Genomic DNA, 19642 nt, shown 5'->3' on the forward strand with positions numbered 1-19642 from the left:
GAATTCTGATAAATGTTGCAGCAGCATCATTCATCACTTGTTCTTAGAATGATGCATTGATACCAAAGGTGAAAGTGCGGGGGATGGGCACCGGGTCTAAATCGATGCGCTCAGGATCAGGGCTCAGGTAAGACTTGCTTTTGAACCAAAACAGATTTTCACCCATGGCAAACAAACGCAGCCTGGAGAATACCGCTTTGGGCGCAAAGTTGTACCCCAATTGCATGTTCCGCATTTTGAAATAGGAAGTGCTTACGATAAAGTAGTCTGATGTACGCCCCTCGTTGTTATTATCCTTCAGGGTAAGGGCTGGCACTCGGGTATTGGTATTTTGTGGTGTCCATGCATTGAATACGCCTGGTCCGACATTCTCACGGCTGCGCATTAGGTTATTAAAAACAGTATATACATCAAAACCTTCGCGGCCAGCTACACCCGAACCAAATAGGGAGAGATCAAAGTTCTTGTAGTTCAGGTCTACCCTTGCACCATATTCCAATGCGGGCAATGTTGTGCCAATCCAGGTACGATCAAGGTCGTTGATAACACCATCATTATTGATGTCCACGTACCGGATGCGGCCGGGAGCAGCACCAATTTGTGTGGCAGCTTTTTCAACATCAGACTGTGATTGAAAAAGGCCGGCGGTTTTATAACCAAATATGTCGAATTGTGAATGCCCGATAATGGTGCTCACCAGGTTGCCTGGGTATGCAGGCCGTACAGCTTCCGGCAGCTCAGTGATTTTGTCCCTGAAATGGGCAAAGTTCAATTGCACATTGTACTTCAGTGCGCCACCTTTATCACCGCGGTAGCCCAGTACCAGTTCCCAACCCTTGTTGCTCTTGGAAGCGCCGTTCACAGCCTTGTTCTGTCCTTCGCCAAGGGCTGAGGCCACTGGGGGAGTGATTAAGATGCCCGAAGTTTTGCGGGAGAAATAATCGAAAGAACCAAAGATGCGGTTGTTCAGGATGGCAAAGTCAATACCGGTGTTGATTTCATAGGTAGTTTCCCATTTCAAATTTGGATTGGCCGCTTGCGTTTGTACAAAGCCAGAAGGCAGCGTACCTGTATTTGCGCCACTGAGCGAGTAGGCTGTGCCGATATTCATATACTGTTCCCAAAAGCCACCTACCAGTTGCGACAGGGTAGTGCCATAACGTGTATCAAACAAACCAAAACGTGCAAGGTCTCCAATCTGCTGATTACCCACGCGGCCAACACCAGCACGCAGCTTTAGTTCTGAAAACAGCTTATTGTTGGCCATGAAGGCCTCCTTGTCGATACGCCAGCCCATGGATGCAGCAGGGAAAATACCATACTGGTTATTGGCACCAAAACGGGACGATCCATCGCGGCGCAATGTTAACGCCAGCAGGTAACGATCGTCGTAGTTGTAGTCTACCCGGCCGAATTGAGAAAAGAGCCTGTTGCCGGTAGATCCACCCGTAACATTGGTATTTCCAGTGGCAGCATTCAGGGTGAAATACTTTTCGGTTTGAAGCGCAAATCCTTCCTTGCGTGTAGTTTGGAAATCCAGGTCGGTTTTGATAAACTCAGTACCAGCCAACACCTTTATACTGTGGTTGTTGATGGTGTAATTGTACCGCAACGTATTGGAAAATGTCAGACTCAGGTAATGATTCTGATCAAAAGAAAGGCTGTTGGTAGTGCGGCTGAGTGCACCTTCTGTAAAAGTGGGTGCAATTACTTTATTCTGAAACCTGGAATCATCAGCACCGATGTTGGACTTGAAGAAGAGATTTTTGATGGGCTGTATTTCAAAAAACACGTTGCCGAAAGTATTTAACCTGTTGGCATTATTCCAACGCGACAAATACTGCATATGCAACGGATTGTTGCGGTCCGAATAACCTGCTCCTGACTCACCTGCGAAAGTAGTACCGTCTTTTTGGTAAACCGGAACGGTAGGCGCCAGGGTAACACCCAGAAATGTAGTAGTGGCCCCACCAAGGTCGCGGGCGGTCAGGGTTTCATTGGAGTTGGCTATCCGCAGGTTCACACCAAAAGTAGCTTTGTCGTTGAATGCCCTTGTGATGGCATTGATACTGCCGCTGTAACGGCGATAACCTGTATAACGCAGCATACCCGTATTATTAAGATACCCCAGGTTTATTTCTAACGAAGAGTTTTTATTACCTACCGAGGCAGTGAGGCTGTTGTTGGTAACAAATCCTTTTTTATACAATACCGATTGCCAGTCTGTATTACCAGCAGGCGTGTTGGGGTCGCCGCCTACAAAGGGCTTAACGGTTACGGCATTCAGCTTTGGATTATTATAATCGTTATTCCAGTCAAAACCATAAATCTCGCCATAGCCAGCGGAGGGATCCTGCTTGTCGTTCACCGAAGCCTGCCACAGTGCCTTTCCCCTGTCAACGGCGTTGAGCATATCAAAACGCGACGACCTTTCAGATTGTACAGAGAAGCTATTATCGAACTGTAGCAAAACCTTATTATTGGTATTGCCTCCGTTTTTGGTGGTAACAATGATTACGCCGTTTGAAGCGCGGGCACCGTAAATAGATACTGCAGAAGCATCCTTAAGCACCTGTACCGAAGCAATGGTTGCCGGGTTTAGGTTTTGAAACACTTCCGGACGGGTAGTGGGGATACCATCAATGATGTACAATGGATCATTGTTGCCCAAGGTGTTGGCACCCCGGATCAGGATGCGGCCATTTGAGCCGTTGGGTGAGCCATCCTTTTCGATGTACAAACCAGCAACGCGGCCCTGCAGCGCCTGCATAACATTACCCGAGCTGTTGTTTTTTACAGGGGCGAGGTCCACGACAGCTACAGCTCCGGTAAGGTCTTGCTTGCGCTGCGAAGTGTAGCCTACCACAACCACTTCATTCAGGTTGTTGGCAACGGCTTTCATTTGCACCAGCAATTGGTCTTTACCATCCACAGAAAGCTCCTGTGACTCGTAACCTACCGAAGTAAACACAAGGGTATTGCTTTGCGCAGGCATGGCAATACGGAAGTTTCCCGAACCATCGGTTTGTGTGGCCGTAGTGCTTCCTTTAACAGTAACAGACGCACCTGCAAGAGGTGCATTGGCATTGTTCGTTATCGTACCACTTATGGTACGTTGTTGTGCCCAGCTGGTTATTGTCAGCAGAACACAAGCGATCACATGGAATAATCGTTTCATAATTGGGGTTTTGTTTTAAGAAGAGCGCTTTGAGAATTGGCTTGTATCATCGATTGGACTGTTTCTGGATTGTAATTGGGACAGGCGCCGTTTTGTGTGGCGATAAAGGCGCCCAGGCCGCAGGCAAACTGCAATGCTTCCCCTGTACCGGCGCCGTGAATGGTTTTATGTAGAAAGCCCGCCAGAAAAGCATCCCCGCTGCCGATGGTGTCTGCCACCTGCACCGAAATGCCATTATGATGGTAAAAACTACCCTGGTGCAAAACCATGGCGCCCTTACTGCCAAGGGTTACAATAATTGTTGGAATATTGAATTTGTCTTGCAGGCAAAGCATCATGTCTTCATGCTCCTGAAGGGGAGCATACCAGCGGGCTATAAGTTCGAGTTCGGCTTCATTAAGTTTTAGGATGTCGGCATTCGACAACAGGAACTCCACGCCAGCCCGGTTATAATGAGGAGGCCGGAGATTGATGTCCAGCACCCGGCAGGAAGCCGCTTCCATTAACTGGTATAAAGTAGTGCGGGAAACAGCATTGCGCGTTGCCAAAGACCCAAAAACAAAATATGTTGCATTAGCAACTGCCATAGCAGCAGTTGGATCATGTTGGATAAAGTCCCATGCTACCGGCTGAATAATATCGTATTCCATTTCATCCGGGCTCTTGGGACGCGCATGCACCCAGCCGGTTTCAACACTAATATCAGTTTGTACCAATTGAGTAGGAATGCCGCTATCATCAAGCAGGGCCAACAACTTCCGCCCTCTTTCATCAGTACCGACACGAGAGATCAGCGTGGGATTTTCGCCAAGTCTTTTTAGGTGGTAGGCCACATTCATGGGTGCACCACCCGGTAAGGAAACACTGGGCAGTACATCCCATAGTATTTCTCCAAAACACACCAAATTAGGAGCAGACAAGCACATCGTATTATATTGAAATCTACAGTTAGCGGTACCAATTCGTTAGGGCATCCATCAATTAATTCCCAGCGATTTCTTAGTTGATTCTGTTTGAATGAAGAGGGGCAACCTTATTAAGCAGCTGGTTTAGTGTAAGATCAGGCTACGTTCAATTTGCTCTAATGACTGCCCTTTGGTTTCGGGCATAAGCTTCCAAACAAAAAGCAATTGCAGCAACATCATAAAAGAGAAAAACAAAAACGTATGTCCACCACCCAGCTTTTCGGCAAAAAGTGGAAAGGCAAAAGCAATAACTGCGGCCATCACCCAGTGGGTAGTGCTACCAAGGGTCTGACCTTTGGCTCTTACCTGGTTGGGAAAGATTTCGGATATAAACACCCAAATGACTGCTCCCTGGCTAAAAGCAAAAAAAGCAATATAGACCAGCAGGTATAAGGTAACTGACCAGCCACCGAAATCCTGCCGATAGAAAGCCTGCGCTACCAGCCCCAGTGTTGCAATAAGGCCAACAGACCCTATAGCCATGAGCGTTTTACGACCTATACGGTCAATGAACTGCAACGCAATGAGGGTGAATAAAAAATTAACCGCCCCAATGCCAACCGTAGAAAGCAGGGATGAAGAGCGGCCCAGGCCTGTCATTTCAAAAATGCGTGGCGCATAATAAATGATGGCGTTAATACCTGAAACCTGGTTAAAGATGGCAAACGACACTGCTAGGAATATAGGCAACTTGTACTTGCGCGAAAGCAGTTGATCGCCCTTGTTGCCGGCAGCAGTGGCTTTTTGCTCCGCTTCGGCATTGCTGCGAATACTTTCTATCTCCTGTAGGTATGTTTTGGGATTTGCAATCTTGAGGATGGCCGTGGCTTCCGCTACCTTGCCCCGGCGTGAGATAAGCCAGCGGGGACTTTCAGGCACCAACTGCAACATTACCAGGAATAAAAGAGAAGGAAACACCTGTACACCCAACATCCATCGCCATGCGTGCTCACCGTCTATCCCAATCAGGTAATTGGAGAAATAAGAAAGGAGAATACCAAATACTACATTAAACTGAAACAGGGCCACCAGTCTCCCCCTTCGGTTTGCTGGTGCAATTTCCGAAATATAGACCGGCGCAGTTACCGATGAGGCACCTACACCCAAGCCACCCAGTAGGCGAAACAGCAGGAATACATACCAGTTGGTAGCAAGGGCCGTACCCAAAGAGGAAAGAAGGTACAAAGACGCAATGATCATCAGCGTGGTGCGCCGGCCCAGCCGATCAGAAGGAATGGAACCAAACAAAGAACCGATGACAGTACCAATTAATGCAATGGAAATGGTTAGTCCATGTTCTACAGGTGAAAGGTTCCAATATTTTTGTATTGCCTGCTCGGCACCTGAAATTACGGCAGTATCAAAACCAAATAGAAATCCACCCAAGGCAACAACAATACTCCATAAGAAGACTTTTCGCTTGTTCATACAGCTAGCAGAATTTCCAGCAACTTACCCTACCGCACCAGCAGACCGCCAGCAATTACAGCTCAAATGTTTTCGAAATCGAAACAATCAAAAAAATTACACAAAGACTTGTTATACAAAAACATTACACATACTTAATTATTTAGTATTTATAGTTTACTTCAATTTCGAATCGCAATATTTCGATTTTGTTACAAGTCTAAAACAAAGACAATATTTTTTAGAAATCCTGTAAATTGACCTGTCGTATATTTAAATTGCCTTCCCTGCACTTTGCTAATTTTACCACTTCATAAATATCGCCGAGGCAAATAATTGCTGTAAGGCCAGGTTGCATATGCCATTTAGACACACCACAATTTCCCTAATAATTGTTTGGACAATCATTTGTATTGCACCAACAGCCTGCTCGCGGCAAAAGGAGCCTAAGCATTTTACCATAGGTTTCTCGCAATGCTCTTCGGACGATTGGCGCAACGTAATGTTGCAGGAAATGAATAGGGAATTGGCCTATCACCCCAATACCCGGCTGTTATACCGGCAGGCAAATGGCAATACAGCCCTGCAGATTGCTCAGGTTCAGGATTTATTAAAATCTGGCATCGACCTGCTCATCATTTCACCAAATGAAGCGGTGCCCCTTACCGCTGTTGTAGCAGAGGCATTCAAAAAGAAACTCCCAGTAATAGTTGTAGACCGGAAAATAGATGCCCCATATTACACTGCTTATGTTGGCGGCGACAATTATGAAGTTGGGCGCATGGCAGGCGAATATGCTGCACACCTGCTGAAAGGCAAAGGGGACATTCTTGAACTGACAGGCTTGCCCAGGTCCTCCCCAGCCATTGAGCGGCACAAGGGCTTTGCTGATGCCCTAAAGGCTTATCCGCAAATGCACATACAAAAACAGATCAATGGTGAGTGGCTAAAAGAGAAAGCGCAGGAGAAATTAATTAAAACTATAGGGACAGAAACTAGGCCAACCCTTGTATTTGCACACAATGATCGGATGGCTATGGCCACCTACGAAGCGTACCGGGAAAAGGGCTTGCCGGTTCCCCATATCATTGGTGTGGATGGCCTACCCGGAGTAAATGCAGGCATGGACCTGGTAGCTAAAAAAGCAATCACTGCTACCATGATGTATCCCACAGGAGGCGAAAAAGCCATCCGTACAGCCATGGATATTTTGCAAAAAAGGAATTATAGCAAACAGAGTTTAATTAGCACAACAGTCATTGACTCTACCAATGTGCGGTACATGCAGTTGCAGACCGAAACAACGTTGAGCCAACAAAAAGCAATTGAACGGCAGCAAGGCATGCTCGCAAACCTGAAAGCTATCTATAACAACCAACGCACCTTTGTATACATCCTGGCACTTTCACTGGTACTCACTATTGTGTTGGCCGCCCTCGCTTTCTACTCCCTTCGCGAAAACCGGAAAATCAACAGGCAGTTGCAGCTTCAAAACGAAGAAATCCTCAGCCAGAAAGAACAATTGGAGTTGATGTCGGCTCGGGCGCAAGAAGCCAATGAGGCAAAAGTGGATTTTTTTACCAATATCAGCCATGAGTTCCGTACGCCACTCACCTTGATATTAGGCCCCTTGGAAGAACTTCTTGCCAATCCCAAACTGGGACATGCAACGGCTCAAAGTTTGGAAATGGTGCAGAAAAATGTGTTCCGGTTGCTCCGCCTGGTAAACCAACTGATGGATTTCCGGAAGATTGAAGCTGGCAAAATGAAGATAAAGGTCGCCGAACAAGACCTGGTAGCATTTATAAATGAGATGTTACAACATTTTAAACCGGTAGCTAAAAAAAGGGGAATTGACTTAAGGCTGCTTACCACCGAGCGACACCTCCTCATGTATTTTGATGCAGATATGCTGGATAAGGTAATGTTCAACCTCCTTTCCAACGCTTTTAAGTTTACGACCGATGGCGGCTTGATACATGTTGCACTTTCAAAAAGCGAAAACAATGAGTTAGCCTTAATAAAAGTAGAAGATAATGGCATGGGTATGTCGGCAACAGCCCAAGAGCACCTGTTTGAAGTCTTTTACCAGGGTGAATACGAAAACAATAAAGGCTCAGGTCTGGGACTTGCGCTTTCCAGAGCACTCATTGAGCAGCATAAAGGGACAATCAAAGTACAAAGTATAAAAGGGAAAGGAACCACCTTTAGCATTTCGCTACCACTGGAGGGGGCACACCAGCAAATCCAGGCATCACCAGCAATACCGGTACAAGAAGCTTTGTATGCTGAAGATCAGCTGTACACTGCCGAGCTGCAGGATAAAGCCTTATCGCTTGCAGATAGCCATGACATTGAAGTAAAAGAGCAAACCATCCTGGTGGTGGAGGACAATTCCGACTTACGCCGTTTGCTCGTCGAAAAATTAAGCAATGAGTACAACGTGGTGGAGGCTGCTGATGGACCGAGTGCCCTGCAGCAAGCATTCGACTTGATACCAGATCTTATTATCTGCGATGTGGTTATACCGGGCAAAGATGGCCGGGAGGTAACACAGTTATTAAAAAACGACATCCGCACTTCACACATCCCAGTAATTTTATTAACAGCAAAAGCCAGTACCGAACAGCAACTGGCCGGCATGAAAACAGGCGCCGACGCATATATAACAAAACCATTCAATCTCCAGTTTCTGGCAGCTTCAGCCCGCTCAATATTAGCAAACCGGGTAAGAATACGGGATCATTTTACTTCCGGGTTAACCGCTGATCTGAAGACCAATGCAATGAGCAAATTGGACAGAAAGTTCGTAAACGACCTTACAGCGCTGATAGCATCTAATATCAGCAATGAGGCTTTTGGCGTTGAAGAAGTGTGCCAAGAAATGGGTATCTCGAGAGTGCAGTGCAACCGGAAAGCAAAAGCATTGTTGAACCTTACCATAAGTGACTTCATATTAAATACTAGGCTGCAAAGGGCCAAATACCTGTTACAACATGAAGAATATACGGTAGGTGAGATAGCATACCAGGTTGGCTTCGCTTCACCTGCCTATTTCTCCACGGTGTTCAAATCGAAATTTGGTACTACACCAAAGGCGTTCCGGGAAAAATAATAATGCAGCCCTGCTTGAAATAAGATCTAACTATTCCATTATTAATCTTCAATCTGGGCGGGCTTATTTCGCCAGCAATTACCAGTCAAAATTTAGGTAATTAGTACTGCAACAAATAAGGAGCTAAAATTGATACATTCCTTTGGATAATTGTTGTGACCGCTATCGGGCAGAGTATTTATGAAGTGGTGGCATTTTCCGTTCCGTCAGTTTTGGTTAAAGATAAAAAGCTGAACTGAAATTCTATTGATGGTAATATGCACATCAGCCACCATTGCATAAATACTATGTTATGCGTCCTTTAGTCTTCAGATTGATGTTTATTTCACCAGATTTGTATTGCAGGTGAAGTACATTATCCTTTATGAAAATGTTGTCAAAAGCATATTCTGGTACAACAACATTGAAGTCTTTTGGATCTATGCGATGATGATATTTTTGCGAGTGTCAATGTAATCCAAGATTAGCTGGTCTTCCTTCGATAAAATAACAAAGTCAAAAAACTCCTTCGAAGAATGATCATAAATGAGTTCCTCAAACCCATCAATCCTTTTGCCTGTGTTTTATCTACAAGCACAAAGTTGCAAGGACCGTTAGCAGGACACCCACTTCTAAATAATAAGGTCTTTTTATACTCCTTTGCTAGTTGAAAACCCAAACGAAAAGTATAACCAAAATATTCAATTGGCACTTCATCTAGAACAATCGTTTTATTGTCAAGCTTTTTAAGCGTAAGCCAAACTCGCTTACACTTGATATGCCAATAGAGCTCACTGTCGTTGGAAAGACGTTTAGTCGAACAATTAATAGAACCATTGTTGATGAGGAAGTCTGTAGTACATCACACTGCTTTTTTTGAGCATGAACCAATGGGCTTATCAAAACAAACCATACAATTAAGGAACTCTTCATAAGTATCGCGTAACGTCAGACTGCGCAAAAAGGTCACAGTCAATGGCGTTTATAGGCAGTTAAATAAATAGAAGTGTAAAGAACTTTACTCTCCTAAAAATTTCTTTATGGCTTACCGGCAGGTTGCAAACAGCCATCTTCTGCCTGGAGGACTTCATTGTGTCGAATGCTCCCGTATGCATACTCAGAGCTTTTTGCAAGCAGATCAACTACACAGTCCTGAACTTTTAGAGCAAGTACAAACATCCAATTAACGCCTATCCTTATCCTTGAAGGCATTGAGATTACTCGCAAACGCTTTTTTCACCTCTTTTTCAAAGCTGTCCAAATAGCTTTCCGTGGTTTTCATGCTGGTGTGCCCTAGTGCTTCCTGGATGAACTCGGTGCTGGCGCCTGAGCGCTTCAGCACCGTGGAAAAGGTATGCCTGGCCACATAGGTGGTGGCTTTCTTGTCTATTCCCAGGTTCTGCAGTATCTCTTTCATCCAATAGTTAACAAGGCCTACAAAGTTTTGCACCCGGTCATAAATCCGCAGGTCTGACAACCCTTGCTGCAGTATGGGAAAAACATAGTTGTCAGGTGAACGATCCTGGTTGCCCCACCGCTCCAGGATGGCTTTCATATCCTCATTTACATATACAGTAATCGGCTTTGGATCAGCTCTCAGGCTGAGTTCCGTTTTCGCCCGCTCAAAGGTGATGTAATCACCATGTAAGTTCGACCAGCGCAGCAGGGCAATATCTTTGGGGTTCATGCCATTACCGAAATAGGAAAACAGCCAGAAGTCCCGTGCCATCCGCTCTGAACTGTTCTCCATGCTACACTCGTAATAATAGATGCGTTCCACATCTTCCAGGTCAAGCGCCTTCTTTACCCCCTTTGCAGTGGGTATCTGGTACTTTTTACGGCCAAATGGATAGGCAGTATCCTTGCTCAGCAACCCTTGGTCTATCACTTCGTTAAACACTGCCCTTAGGGGCCTGAGGTAAATCCCTATGGTTGTTTTGCTCAGCCCATTTGTAATAGCGTGTCGCTCATAAGCCTGCAGGAAAGCCGGCTTAATTTCCAGCAGGTTAACATTGCCCCTGAAACCTTTCAGGGATACATAGCTGCAGTGGTAAGCAACAGCAGAGCTAATTCTGCCCTCCTTTACCAGTTTTCTGATGTACTGCTGGTATGCCCAGGATAAGCTAAGCTGCTTCACCCCTGTTTCTTTTAGAATAGGGAACTTCTTCAGGAATGGAGTATAATCATAGCCGTCTTCTTCTGCATCCGGCACTGCCAAAACTTTCATTCGCTTTTGTCGGTACAGGGCATTACCCAGCACAAACTTGCGCTCAAAAACATCAAAACTAAAGGGCTGTAGCCGGGCAACAAGGCTGGCAGCATCCCGTTCGGATTTTTTCAGTTTATCTCGGATGTCTTGAAGATCCTGGCTCACACGGGTAGCGGAGAGTTTTTGGTAATCTTCCTCTGATAGGTCGTAAACGGTAGGATAATAGTTAGTGACCCTCAGGTGGTTAATCCTGAGTTTGACGGGATACTTGTTCTGGCGCTTCGCACGGCGGGTATCCAGGATCATGGAAATGGCTACTGACATAACAAATGGTTTTTCTTGCTCCTCAATTCATCTTACACACATTCCATTTTGTACAATTTGCAATCAGATTTGCAATCAAGCGGGTGCTAAACGAAGCAAAGTCCAGGGAACTTAAGTTAATAAAAATAGTGTAAAATGTTGGTTAATAATAGTTTGCGATAAAATGAGCTAAACCGGAATAAACGAGGTAAAGCCACGAGCCCAACTGTTAATCAGAGGGTCGTTGGTTCAAGTCCAACAGGGGGAGCAGCAAAAGGTCACTTCGGTGACCTTTTTCATTTTTGCCAGCATTCGCAATGCAATGAACTTTAAGTACGCTTTAAGTAATAAAGGTTGTACATAACAGAAATTTTCCGCGTTTGCAGGTTGCCTTTTTGCAAAGAGCGGATCAACCCTTCGTTTAACTCGGGGTTAGCTAGTTGCTTGTTAGGCAAAGCCCCTAACTTTTGTGCAGGTCGAAGCCGTACTTTTCATGAAGCTGGTTGACCTTGTAATTACTTGCCTGGGGCCTTTCTTTACTATCCGGTTGCAGGCAGGCCTTGTAGGTTTGCCCTTATCGGCAAGCTCCTTGTTTACGGAACGCCCCTCCAATAAGTTGAAACCTTCTTTAAGGGTAAAGACATAGCCTTTGTTGATATAAAAATTCTGGCCCCGGGCAGCTTCACAATCGCCAACGGTTCCGGCCCACTGGTTAAGGAAATAGAGATTACTGTTGTCTGATTTCCGAAAGAACAGGTTATCCCCGATACCGGGGTCTCCGACTTCGGCAGCGTGCCCTAACTGGAACTATCTAGCCCCTTCTTCTCTTTTCTCCTCCGAGGGTGCATGCAAACCTTCTCTAAACCTGAGGTACTTAAGGGCCAGCCTCAAACGCATTTACCATCACAACTTCACTCCATTTACCAGTACGCTGAGCAAGCCTTGGGTATAGTGATCAGGCTGGTTGAAGCCGATGGCGCTTATCAGATTGGCAAGTTCTGCCTATTAATGGCTTGTTGGGGTAAAAGCTTAAGGTTTACAAATAAAAAGGCCCTGGTAAAAACCAAGGCCGAACCAAAACTAATTGCTTATCCGAATAAGCATGATAAAGATTGAAAAACGCTGAATAGTATTGTGGTTTGATGTTTAAATCAGATGCATCTCTACCTGCAATTGATCGAAGCTACCACTTGCGATGACAGTTGGCTAGCCTTCGCATTAACTACATTGCTTTGTAGCAAAACACCATGCACAGATGAATCCAAAAATGGATTACTGCACCATACCTTTTGCTTTATTCGATTAAGCACACACCGCTTTTCACCGGTGCCTGTGCTTAGGTTCGTAGATGAGCCGGGTGAATGTACTGAGCCGCTGGTTCTCGCGGCCAATGGGCACACCAGCCACTATGCCCACCATGAGGTTGTCGGTAAGGCTGAGGCGAAGCTGCGGCCTGATAGTAAGATCAAAGTCGGTATCGCTAAACTCCTTGTTCAGTTCCACGCCGATGAAATTGCGTGTACCGGGAACCATGTAATGGAAACTCGAGTTTACTTGCCAGCTTGTATGCGTAGCCCCACTATGGAAGTGAGAAGTGATGGCAGGACCCGCATAAATAAGGCTATGAGCATTGCTTCCCCACCGCTTTGCCGCCACAATAAAAGGATTATAAATATTGCCTGACCATAAGGGGCCTTTCTCCCGGGCATCAAACGGTCGGAGTTCGAATTCGTGTATATAGCCAATGGCCACCGAGGTTTTAAGCGGGTTTGATACCAGCAAAGTAAATTGTGTTGCCAGCTTCAGGCTGTTCAGCCGGTTGGCTGGTATAGAATCTTTTGGCATTTTGCCATTGGTGCGGTAATAAAAAGTAAAGGGAAGTTCCACTTCGAAACCCAGCCGGTTTACAGGTGCGAACTCAAATTCCACCAAGGCAGTGTAGCTATCAAAATCGTTGTTATCGGTTAAACCAAGCCCAACGTTCCACTCCTTTTCGCCCTTCCGAGCGCCTAAGTCGCGGATAAGGTCGATGTACAGCGGCTCGGCATGAAGAAGTTTCAAAGGCTCCGCTTTTTTTTCGATTTCATTAATGTATACACTGTCTGCTTGCCGGTTGAGCAAAGCCAGTGAATCAGTATCCTGGGCTCTGGCAATTGGTTGCAGCAAAAAGATGATCAGTGCCAGCAAGCAAGCTGGCATTACTATATTCCTTGTCATGAAGTTGTTGGTTGAAGAACCCTTATGTTGGTTCTATTGTGTAGATAAAAGAAAGCTAGTCAGCATATTTGGTCCGTTATGGACGTGCAGGAAAAATCCCACACCCGGTTTAATGCATGATGGAGCAGGGCAGAACAGTTAAGTTGCCGCTAACAGCTTTAAATGGAGTAGATCAGACAGCCTTGGGTGGCGGTGCGTGGGGTTGGTCGTGCCGGGTCGGCACCAGGGAAAAATAGGTGATGAAGTGCTCAGGCGCAACGTGTGATGGATGCAGCAAGTAGCCGGTACGTTCTGTAAAATAGAGGTCAATTGTAGCAGTGTTCTTTTCTACATCCTCATCGTCGCCTTCCGGTATGTCGTGGTCAAAAAAACCTTCGGCGATCCATTCGATTAGGCTTTCCGTATCATTCAATGAAAGGTCTTCCGGGTAGTTGTAAAAGGCATTGGCATCCGGTGCGTCCACGCTGAGGTTAAATAGTTGCAGCAGCAAGAGCCAGCATAGCAATGTTTTAAAGAAGCGTCGTATGATGGGTTGGGGCCTCACGAAGCGCAAATATAGAGATGGTGGTACGCTGGCCGGTTAAGATTCTGTTATACATCCATGCTGTTGAACCATTTGGTTCACATGAAATCATAACAATACTTAATCATCCCTTGTAACAATGCCTTTGATAACCTCTGGAAAGCAAGTCTCCGCGGGTGTTTATAAACTTGATACCGGCAAAACGGTTTTCAGGGTCTCACAGCTTTCCATCTTCACTTACCATACAATTTTACCTCATGAATGGATGCAGATGCAATCACTATGGATACAGGACGACTTTTTTCATTTGTGAGTACCATGATCTTAGTTCCCTTTCCCTTCTTGGTCGGGCCCTGATGGCCCTCCTTTTTGATGGAGCAAAGGAGCCATCGACATAGAACATTTCCTGTACCCGGATATCTTTACCATAGGGTGGATGTCTGCGCACCTTACGCATCAACTTTTTAAGTAAGCCCTCATCTGCCCAAAGCTGAAAGTAGCGGTGACAACTCTGGAATGAAGGGTACAGATCTTCTGGTATTGCTCGCCGGGGTGCACCGGTTTTCTGTATACAGATGATAGCTTCAAAGGTTCGCTTCAGATCCACTGGTGGCCTGCCGGGACCCCGTTTACGGCCATACTTCCCAGCGATCATTGGCGCAAACAAGCTCCACAGATCAATAATGGGCTTCTGCTTCATAACACCACATTTCCAATCCAACGCCAAACTCCTTACCAAGCAAACACCTATTTTAAGACAGGCTCTAGTTGTATGGAACGCGCCACGGTTCTGAAGGTAGCTATGCCGGACGCCTCCACCTTGTTGTACCACAATGCAAGGTGTTTGAAGGCCTGTTCTTTGGAACGGCACCGCTCATAAATCTGCCCCAACTCCGCAGCCAAGCCATATGCCTTTTGCAGGGCAGCATAACGTTTAAAGAGCAGTATCGCCCTTTCTTTCTGATCTGCACTCCACTTGCTATGGTGCCTGAACAACAGGTAGCGGCTCCGCACCAGCAGCTGTTTGAGTGTTTCGCCATTGGCAAGCTTGTGCTTCTTTCAAACGCTGAATGCAATCCTGTTTACAGATGATGATTGGCCGCAAAAAAGGCCTACGCTTCTATCCAAATTTCAGGAACAGATACCTCAATACGAAGGCCTGGAACTATTTAGCCAGAAAACAATGATAACAGCTTTCAATTTTCAAGTTTTCGCCCCGGAAGTTTGAAACATGTGTCATCGATGACAAACATCGAAGGATCTCTTTTTGTTTTCCCTATAGGACTTATATATAAAATGTAACTTAGGAGTATATCTCCATTGCCTATCGAATTACCTTTTTTCCCTAGAGCGAAACAGGCAGCTTTTTGTTGAGCCACAACCTGGCTATAGAAATCATTCATTTCAGGAAGACTGCTCTTCCAGCTTTTTGTACGGCACGCCAAAAGAACGGTTTGCAGGTTCCAGAGCACAGTTAAAAGTTATATAGAAAACATACTTTGTTGTTGCGGCCGCTCCTTGTAATGTACATGCATCAGCATTGCTACATTAGGGAGAAAAGCAAAACTTAAAAGGAGCTATTGAATATAATATTTCAGAGCAGACAAATTACAGCGGTATTAGGTACAAGGAAAAGTCACTCTTATTGTTACCCATCAGCATGCTGCTGGTGTTGGGTGCAACACAAATTGGCCATAAGTAGGTTTGTTCAGGATAATGCTGCTCTATAGGGTGACCATCTGTTCAAACTAAAACTTGCCATATGAATAAGATGCTATGCTTTTGCCTGTGCTTATTTGTAGCTGGCCCTTTGATGGGGCAGGCCGGGCGGCTGGACTCCTCTTTTGCCGGTAAAGGATGGTTGACTACCAGATTCCTCATCGGAAACAAAAATGAAGAACGGGGACTTGGAATCATGCTGAAGCCAGATGGTTCCATGATCGTCCTTACCGAAGGAACAACGGCTCCGCCTTATTCCACAAAAACATCGTTCCTGGTTCGTTTCAGCGCTGATGGCAAACAGGATTTGAACTTTGGTGTAGATGGCTTTTCGCAACAGGTAAATTTAATACACAGTACAGCAGTACAGCTGCAGGATGGAAAGATCATCGTAGCAGGCGCCCTTACCGATGATGGTGCATTCAATGGACACCTTGCATTTGCCCGGTACTTTGAAGATGGCGATTTAGACACGTCTTTTGGCAGCAACGGGATACTGAATACAAAACGTCAAATTGATGAACCAAGTGCTGTTGTGCTGCAGCCGGACCAAAAGATACTGGTGGCAGGTACGACCTATGATAATGAGATAGAACAATATGGTTTTGCCCTCGCCCGATTCTCTCCAACAGGCATTCCTGACTCTTCATGGGGTGACGCCGGTATTGCAACAACTTTCTTTAATACCAATCATCCTGAAATTTTGGGCGGCAAAGCCAGTTCACTTGCCCTGCAAACAGACGGTAAGGTCGTGGTGGCAGGAAGTATACTGAACGGACTTTTGCCATCAAAAGACTTTGCCCTGGTGCGTTATAAAAGTGATGGAAGCCTCGATTCAGGATTTGCGACTAATGGTATTCAGGTAACCGATTTTACAGGCGGTGAGGACGAGGCCTCCTCGGTAGTGGTGCAGCAGGATGGGAAAATACTGGTAGCAGGAAAATCCGGGAATACCAATTCGGATTTTGCACTTGCCCGTTATCATGCGAATGGCATGCCCGATAACTCATTTAGCGGCGACGGATTACATACCACTGATTTCTTTGGTGGGCCCGACCAGGCAAGCACCATTGTAGTTCAGGATGATGGAAAAATACTGGTAGCCGGTAGCGCTAAAAGCACTTCCGGCCGCAGCGCTCTTGCCCTTGCACGGTTTCATGCCAATGCTGCACCGGATCTTTCTTTTGGCGGAACAGGCAGGTTTATCGATGAATCTATAGGCACGAGTGTAAGCGCCAGAGCCATCATATTACAACCTGATCATCGCATCCTGGCAACAGGATACACCCAGGGCGTTGCAGACAGCAGCCTGGACCTTGTTGTCGGACGATACCAGCCTGAAGGTTCTTTGGATCTTACATTTGACGATGACGGAAAGGGCACTGCCTTTTATACCTACTCAGGCAATAGCAGGCTCCACCATATAGCGGTTCAGCAGGATGGCAAGCTGGTTGTTGCCGAAGCCCTATTTTCTCTTGCCCGATACCATGCAGATGGTACTCCCGACTCTACTTTCGGTATTCATGGTCAGGTTGTGGAAGCACCCATAGGAGAAATCCAAATCACCCAGGCAATAGCCATTCAGCAAGATGAAAAGCTCCTGCTGGCAGGCCACGATCCTGCATACGATGGTTCTGTACTGATGCGCTTTCAAATAAACGGCACACTCGATTCAACCTTTGGCAACAATGGAGTGGTAAAGACCCCATCATTCAGCGGTAATGCAATAGCCATTCAGGATGATGGCAAGATACTGGTGGCAGGCGGCCTAACGAATCCGGTGTTTGGCACAGGGGATTTCGCCGTTATCCGGTTAAATAAGAATGGTACCATGGATGATTCATTTGATGGGGACGGAATCCTAATCACTGATTTTGTAAACATTAGAGCGGCGGCTACAGCAATAGCAGTTCAACCCGATGGTCATATAGCAGTAGTGGGAAGCACTATTAATTTCCCCAATTTCAACCTGGTCCTTGCACGTTATCGCAGCGATGGCTCGCTTGATCCTGATTTTGGAATCGGCGGCAAGCAGGAAACGGACTTATTTGGCTCGCATGATATGGCCGCGGCATTAACCATCCAGAAGGATGAAAAGATCATAGTAGCGGGTTTTTCAGAAAGAAAAAATACCAACCGGCAAAATTTTACGCTTGTCCGGTTCAATAAAGACGGAACACTGGATAGCACGTTCAGTAAGGATGGCAAACTTGCTTCCCCTTATAACTTCAATAGAGACAACAGGGCTGGGGATATAGTACTTCAGGAGGACGGAAAAATCATTGTGCCGGTAAATTTTCCATCACTGGACCCACCCAATGGATTAATAGTCTTCAGATTTAATCCGGACGGCACTCCGGATAGTTCCTTCCAGGAGAATGGCATGCTTCGCTCCTACTTTGGCAAACAGGAGAGCGCAAGGGGAGTAGCCCTAGCAGGAAACCGGTTGTATGTTTCGGGTGTTCAGCGCCAGGGCTTGTTCATGGAAGGTCTTATAGCGGCATATATGCTTGAAGAAGCAGGGATGGTGGTTTCATCCTTTACCCTCATCGATGCGGTACGGGATACAGATGCGGGTGAGCTCAAAGATGGTGCTGTGGTCAACCTCTCTGCTATACGTGGCACCCGCATCAGCATAAGGGCCAACACCGGGGGTGCCGCTGCAGGCAGTGTAGTGATGCAACTGAGCGGCACACAGGTGCACAACAGAACGGAGAACAGGGCACCTTATGCCCTGTTCGGCAACAGGAACAAGGAGCATACCTACCGCGCCTGGCGCCCCAGCCCCGGCCCCTATACCCTTACTGCAACCCCTTACGCCGGCACAAACGGCAGGGGCACCAAAGGCACACCCTACACGGTCCGCTTCACCATCGTGGAAGAGCTATCCCTTGCACGCTTTACCCTCATCAACGCAGCCCGCAATACCGTTATCTCCACCCTCTCCGACGGAGCAGTCATTGACCTGGCCCATACCCCGCATATCAACATCCGGGCAGAACAGGGTACAGGAGTGGCAGAAAGCATCCGCTTTGGGGTGAACGATCAGGCAGCTTACAGCATGGAGAGCAGTGTTCCCTTTGCACTTGCAGGCGACATCAGGGGCGATTATGCTGAGTGGCAGGTAAGTCCCGGCACCTACACCATTACCGCTACTCCGTACAGCGAAAACTATGGCAGGGGAACCATGGGCACAGCACTGCGCATTACCATCACCATCATTGATTCAAAAGCGGAGCAGCGGTCAGGCATTGTACAAGGGGCTGCGGAGCAGCAGCAGGAGGAAGGCCGCGGGCTCAGCCTGGAGGTGCTACCCAACCCGGTGAAGGAAAGCGGGTGGGTGCAGTTCCGTGTACCGCAGGCTACCACAGTTGCTTTGTTCCTGGCGGATGGCGCAGGCAGGAGCATACAGCAGGTATTTGGCGGCAGGGTTCAGGGTGGGGTGCTGCAGCGGCTGAAGGTGCAGACCCAGGGCCTTCCACCGGGCCTGTACTTCTGCAGGCTGGTAACTGCGGGTGGAAAGACAGTGACCAGCAAGCTGGTAAGGCAGTAAGCCTTACCAAATCATGGGCATGTAGGTCATTTCTATCGTATGCTAATTGAACATGTAGTTGATCCGTTCAAGAATTTAGAAATGCTGATCTATGTGCCCATGACAATGCACATTATATACAATGTTGACCGGCATGCCACGCATGCCGCTGTCATCAGGAAATAAATAAGATACTAACCAGCATTTTCATTTTAAAGGCATGCAGGACTGGGACTCCTCCCCTGCAAGTACTCTGCAGCAGGCTTTATCTTGGCTCCTATTTATTTGCGGTCTCTTTTGCCGAAGGAAAACACCTCCCGCCACAGATTTCATTCACAGGCTAAATGGTATTGCCCAAAGTCTAATAGGGGCCATGTAGGCAGGCATGTTTCACGTTATCGCGGTGTGTTACTTACTCCAGGTTAGACTGCCAGGTGTTGGCCTTGTTTCGATCTTATCGATTTACCTTATTTTTTTATGGGGGCTTGGGTGGCA

At 46.6% G+C, this 19642-nt stretch carries 10 protein-coding genes and 1 pseudogene; 3 read left to right on the forward strand and 8 right to left on the reverse strand.

What is annotated here, in order from left to right:
• Positions 1 to 43: 43 nt before the first annotated feature.
• The 3 genes from BUE76_RS00780 to BUE76_RS00790 all read right to left on the reverse strand — a co-directional run bounded on the left by BUE76_RS00780 (position 44) and on the right by BUE76_RS00790 (position 5571).
• Positions 44 to 3178 carry a SusC/RagA family TonB-linked outer membrane protein gene (locus tag BUE76_RS00780; RefSeq protein ID WP_073039208.1) on the reverse strand — a complete coding sequence of 1045 codons (3135 nt, stop codon included), beginning with the start codon at positions 3176 to 3178 and terminating at the stop codon, positions 44 to 46.
• Positions 3175 to 4104 (reverse strand): carbohydrate kinase family protein, encoded by a 930-nt coding sequence (locus tag BUE76_RS00785; RefSeq protein WP_073039210.1) that lies wholly within the window; start codon positions 4102 to 4104, stop codon positions 3175 to 3177. Before BUE76_RS00785 ends, BUE76_RS00780 begins: the two co-directional genes overlap by 4 nt.
• A 123-nt stretch (positions 4105 to 4227) precedes the next feature.
• Positions 4228 to 5571: a sugar porter family MFS transporter gene (locus BUE76_RS00790; protein WP_073039212.1), complete on the reverse strand. Its 1344-nt coding sequence runs from the start codon at positions 5569 to 5571 to the stop codon at positions 4228 to 4230.
• A gap of 337 nt (positions 5572 to 5908) precedes the next feature.
• Between BUE76_RS00790 and BUE76_RS00795 the strand changes: the two genes are divergently transcribed.
• A complete protein-coding gene (locus BUE76_RS00795; RefSeq protein ID WP_073039214.1) occupies positions 5909 to 8665 on the forward strand; it encodes a substrate-binding domain-containing protein in 2757 nt (918 codons plus the stop codon).
• A 1162-nt stretch (positions 8666 to 9827) separates the two neighbouring features.
• On the opposite strand, the gene BUE76_RS00800 is transcribed toward BUE76_RS00795, so the two are convergent.
• The gene (locus BUE76_RS00800; RefSeq protein ID WP_073039215.1) at positions 9828 to 11177 is read right to left on the reverse strand and encodes a tyrosine-type recombinase/integrase; all 1350 of its coding nucleotides are present in this window, start codon (positions 11175 to 11177) and stop codon (positions 9828 to 9830) included.
• Between the two features lie 825 nt (positions 11178 to 12002).
• On the opposite strand from BUE76_RS00800, the gene BUE76_RS00805 reads away from it, so the two are divergent.
• Positions 12003 to 12272 (forward strand): hypothetical protein, encoded by a 270-nt coding sequence (locus tag BUE76_RS00805; protein WP_073039217.1) that lies wholly within the window; start codon positions 12003 to 12005, stop codon positions 12270 to 12272.
• A 204-nt stretch (positions 12273 to 12476) separates the two neighbouring features.
• Here BUE76_RS00805 and BUE76_RS00810 read toward each other — a convergent pair whose 3' ends face one another.
• The 4 genes and pseudogenes from BUE76_RS00810 to BUE76_RS00825 form a co-directional block, all read right to left on the reverse strand.
• Complete coding sequence (locus BUE76_RS00810; RefSeq protein WP_143157159.1) at positions 12477 to 13373, reverse strand: HAEPLYID family protein; 897 nt, start codon at positions 13371 to 13373, stop codon at positions 12477 to 12479.
• 172 nt (positions 13374 to 13545) lie between these two features.
• Positions 13546 to 13863, reverse strand: a complete 318-nt coding sequence (locus BUE76_RS00815; protein WP_073039221.1) for a hypothetical protein — start codon at positions 13861 to 13863, stop codon at positions 13546 to 13548.
• 313 nt (positions 13864 to 14176) lie between these two features.
• On the reverse strand, positions 14177 to 14596 hold the full coding sequence (locus BUE76_RS25400; protein ID WP_073039223.1) for a transposase: 420 nt from the start codon (positions 14594 to 14596) through the stop codon (positions 14177 to 14179).
• A 47-nt stretch (positions 14597 to 14643) separates the two neighbouring features.
• Positions 14644 to 14919: pseudogene (locus BUE76_RS00825) on the reverse strand (transposase); the annotation flags it as partial.
• A 739-nt stretch (positions 14920 to 15658) separates the two neighbouring features.
• On the opposite strand from BUE76_RS00825, the gene BUE76_RS00835 reads away from it, so the two are divergent.
• Entirely contained in the window at positions 15659 to 19168 is a 3510-nt protein-coding gene (locus BUE76_RS00835; RefSeq protein ID WP_073039228.1) for a hypothetical protein, read from the forward strand.
• The last annotated feature ends 474 nt before the right edge of the window (positions 19169 to 19642 follow it).

The organism is Cnuella takakiae (genome assembly GCF_001953305.1).
GTDB classification, from domain to species: domain Bacteria; phylum Bacteroidota; class Bacteroidia; order Chitinophagales; family Chitinophagaceae; genus Flavisolibacter; species Flavisolibacter takakiae.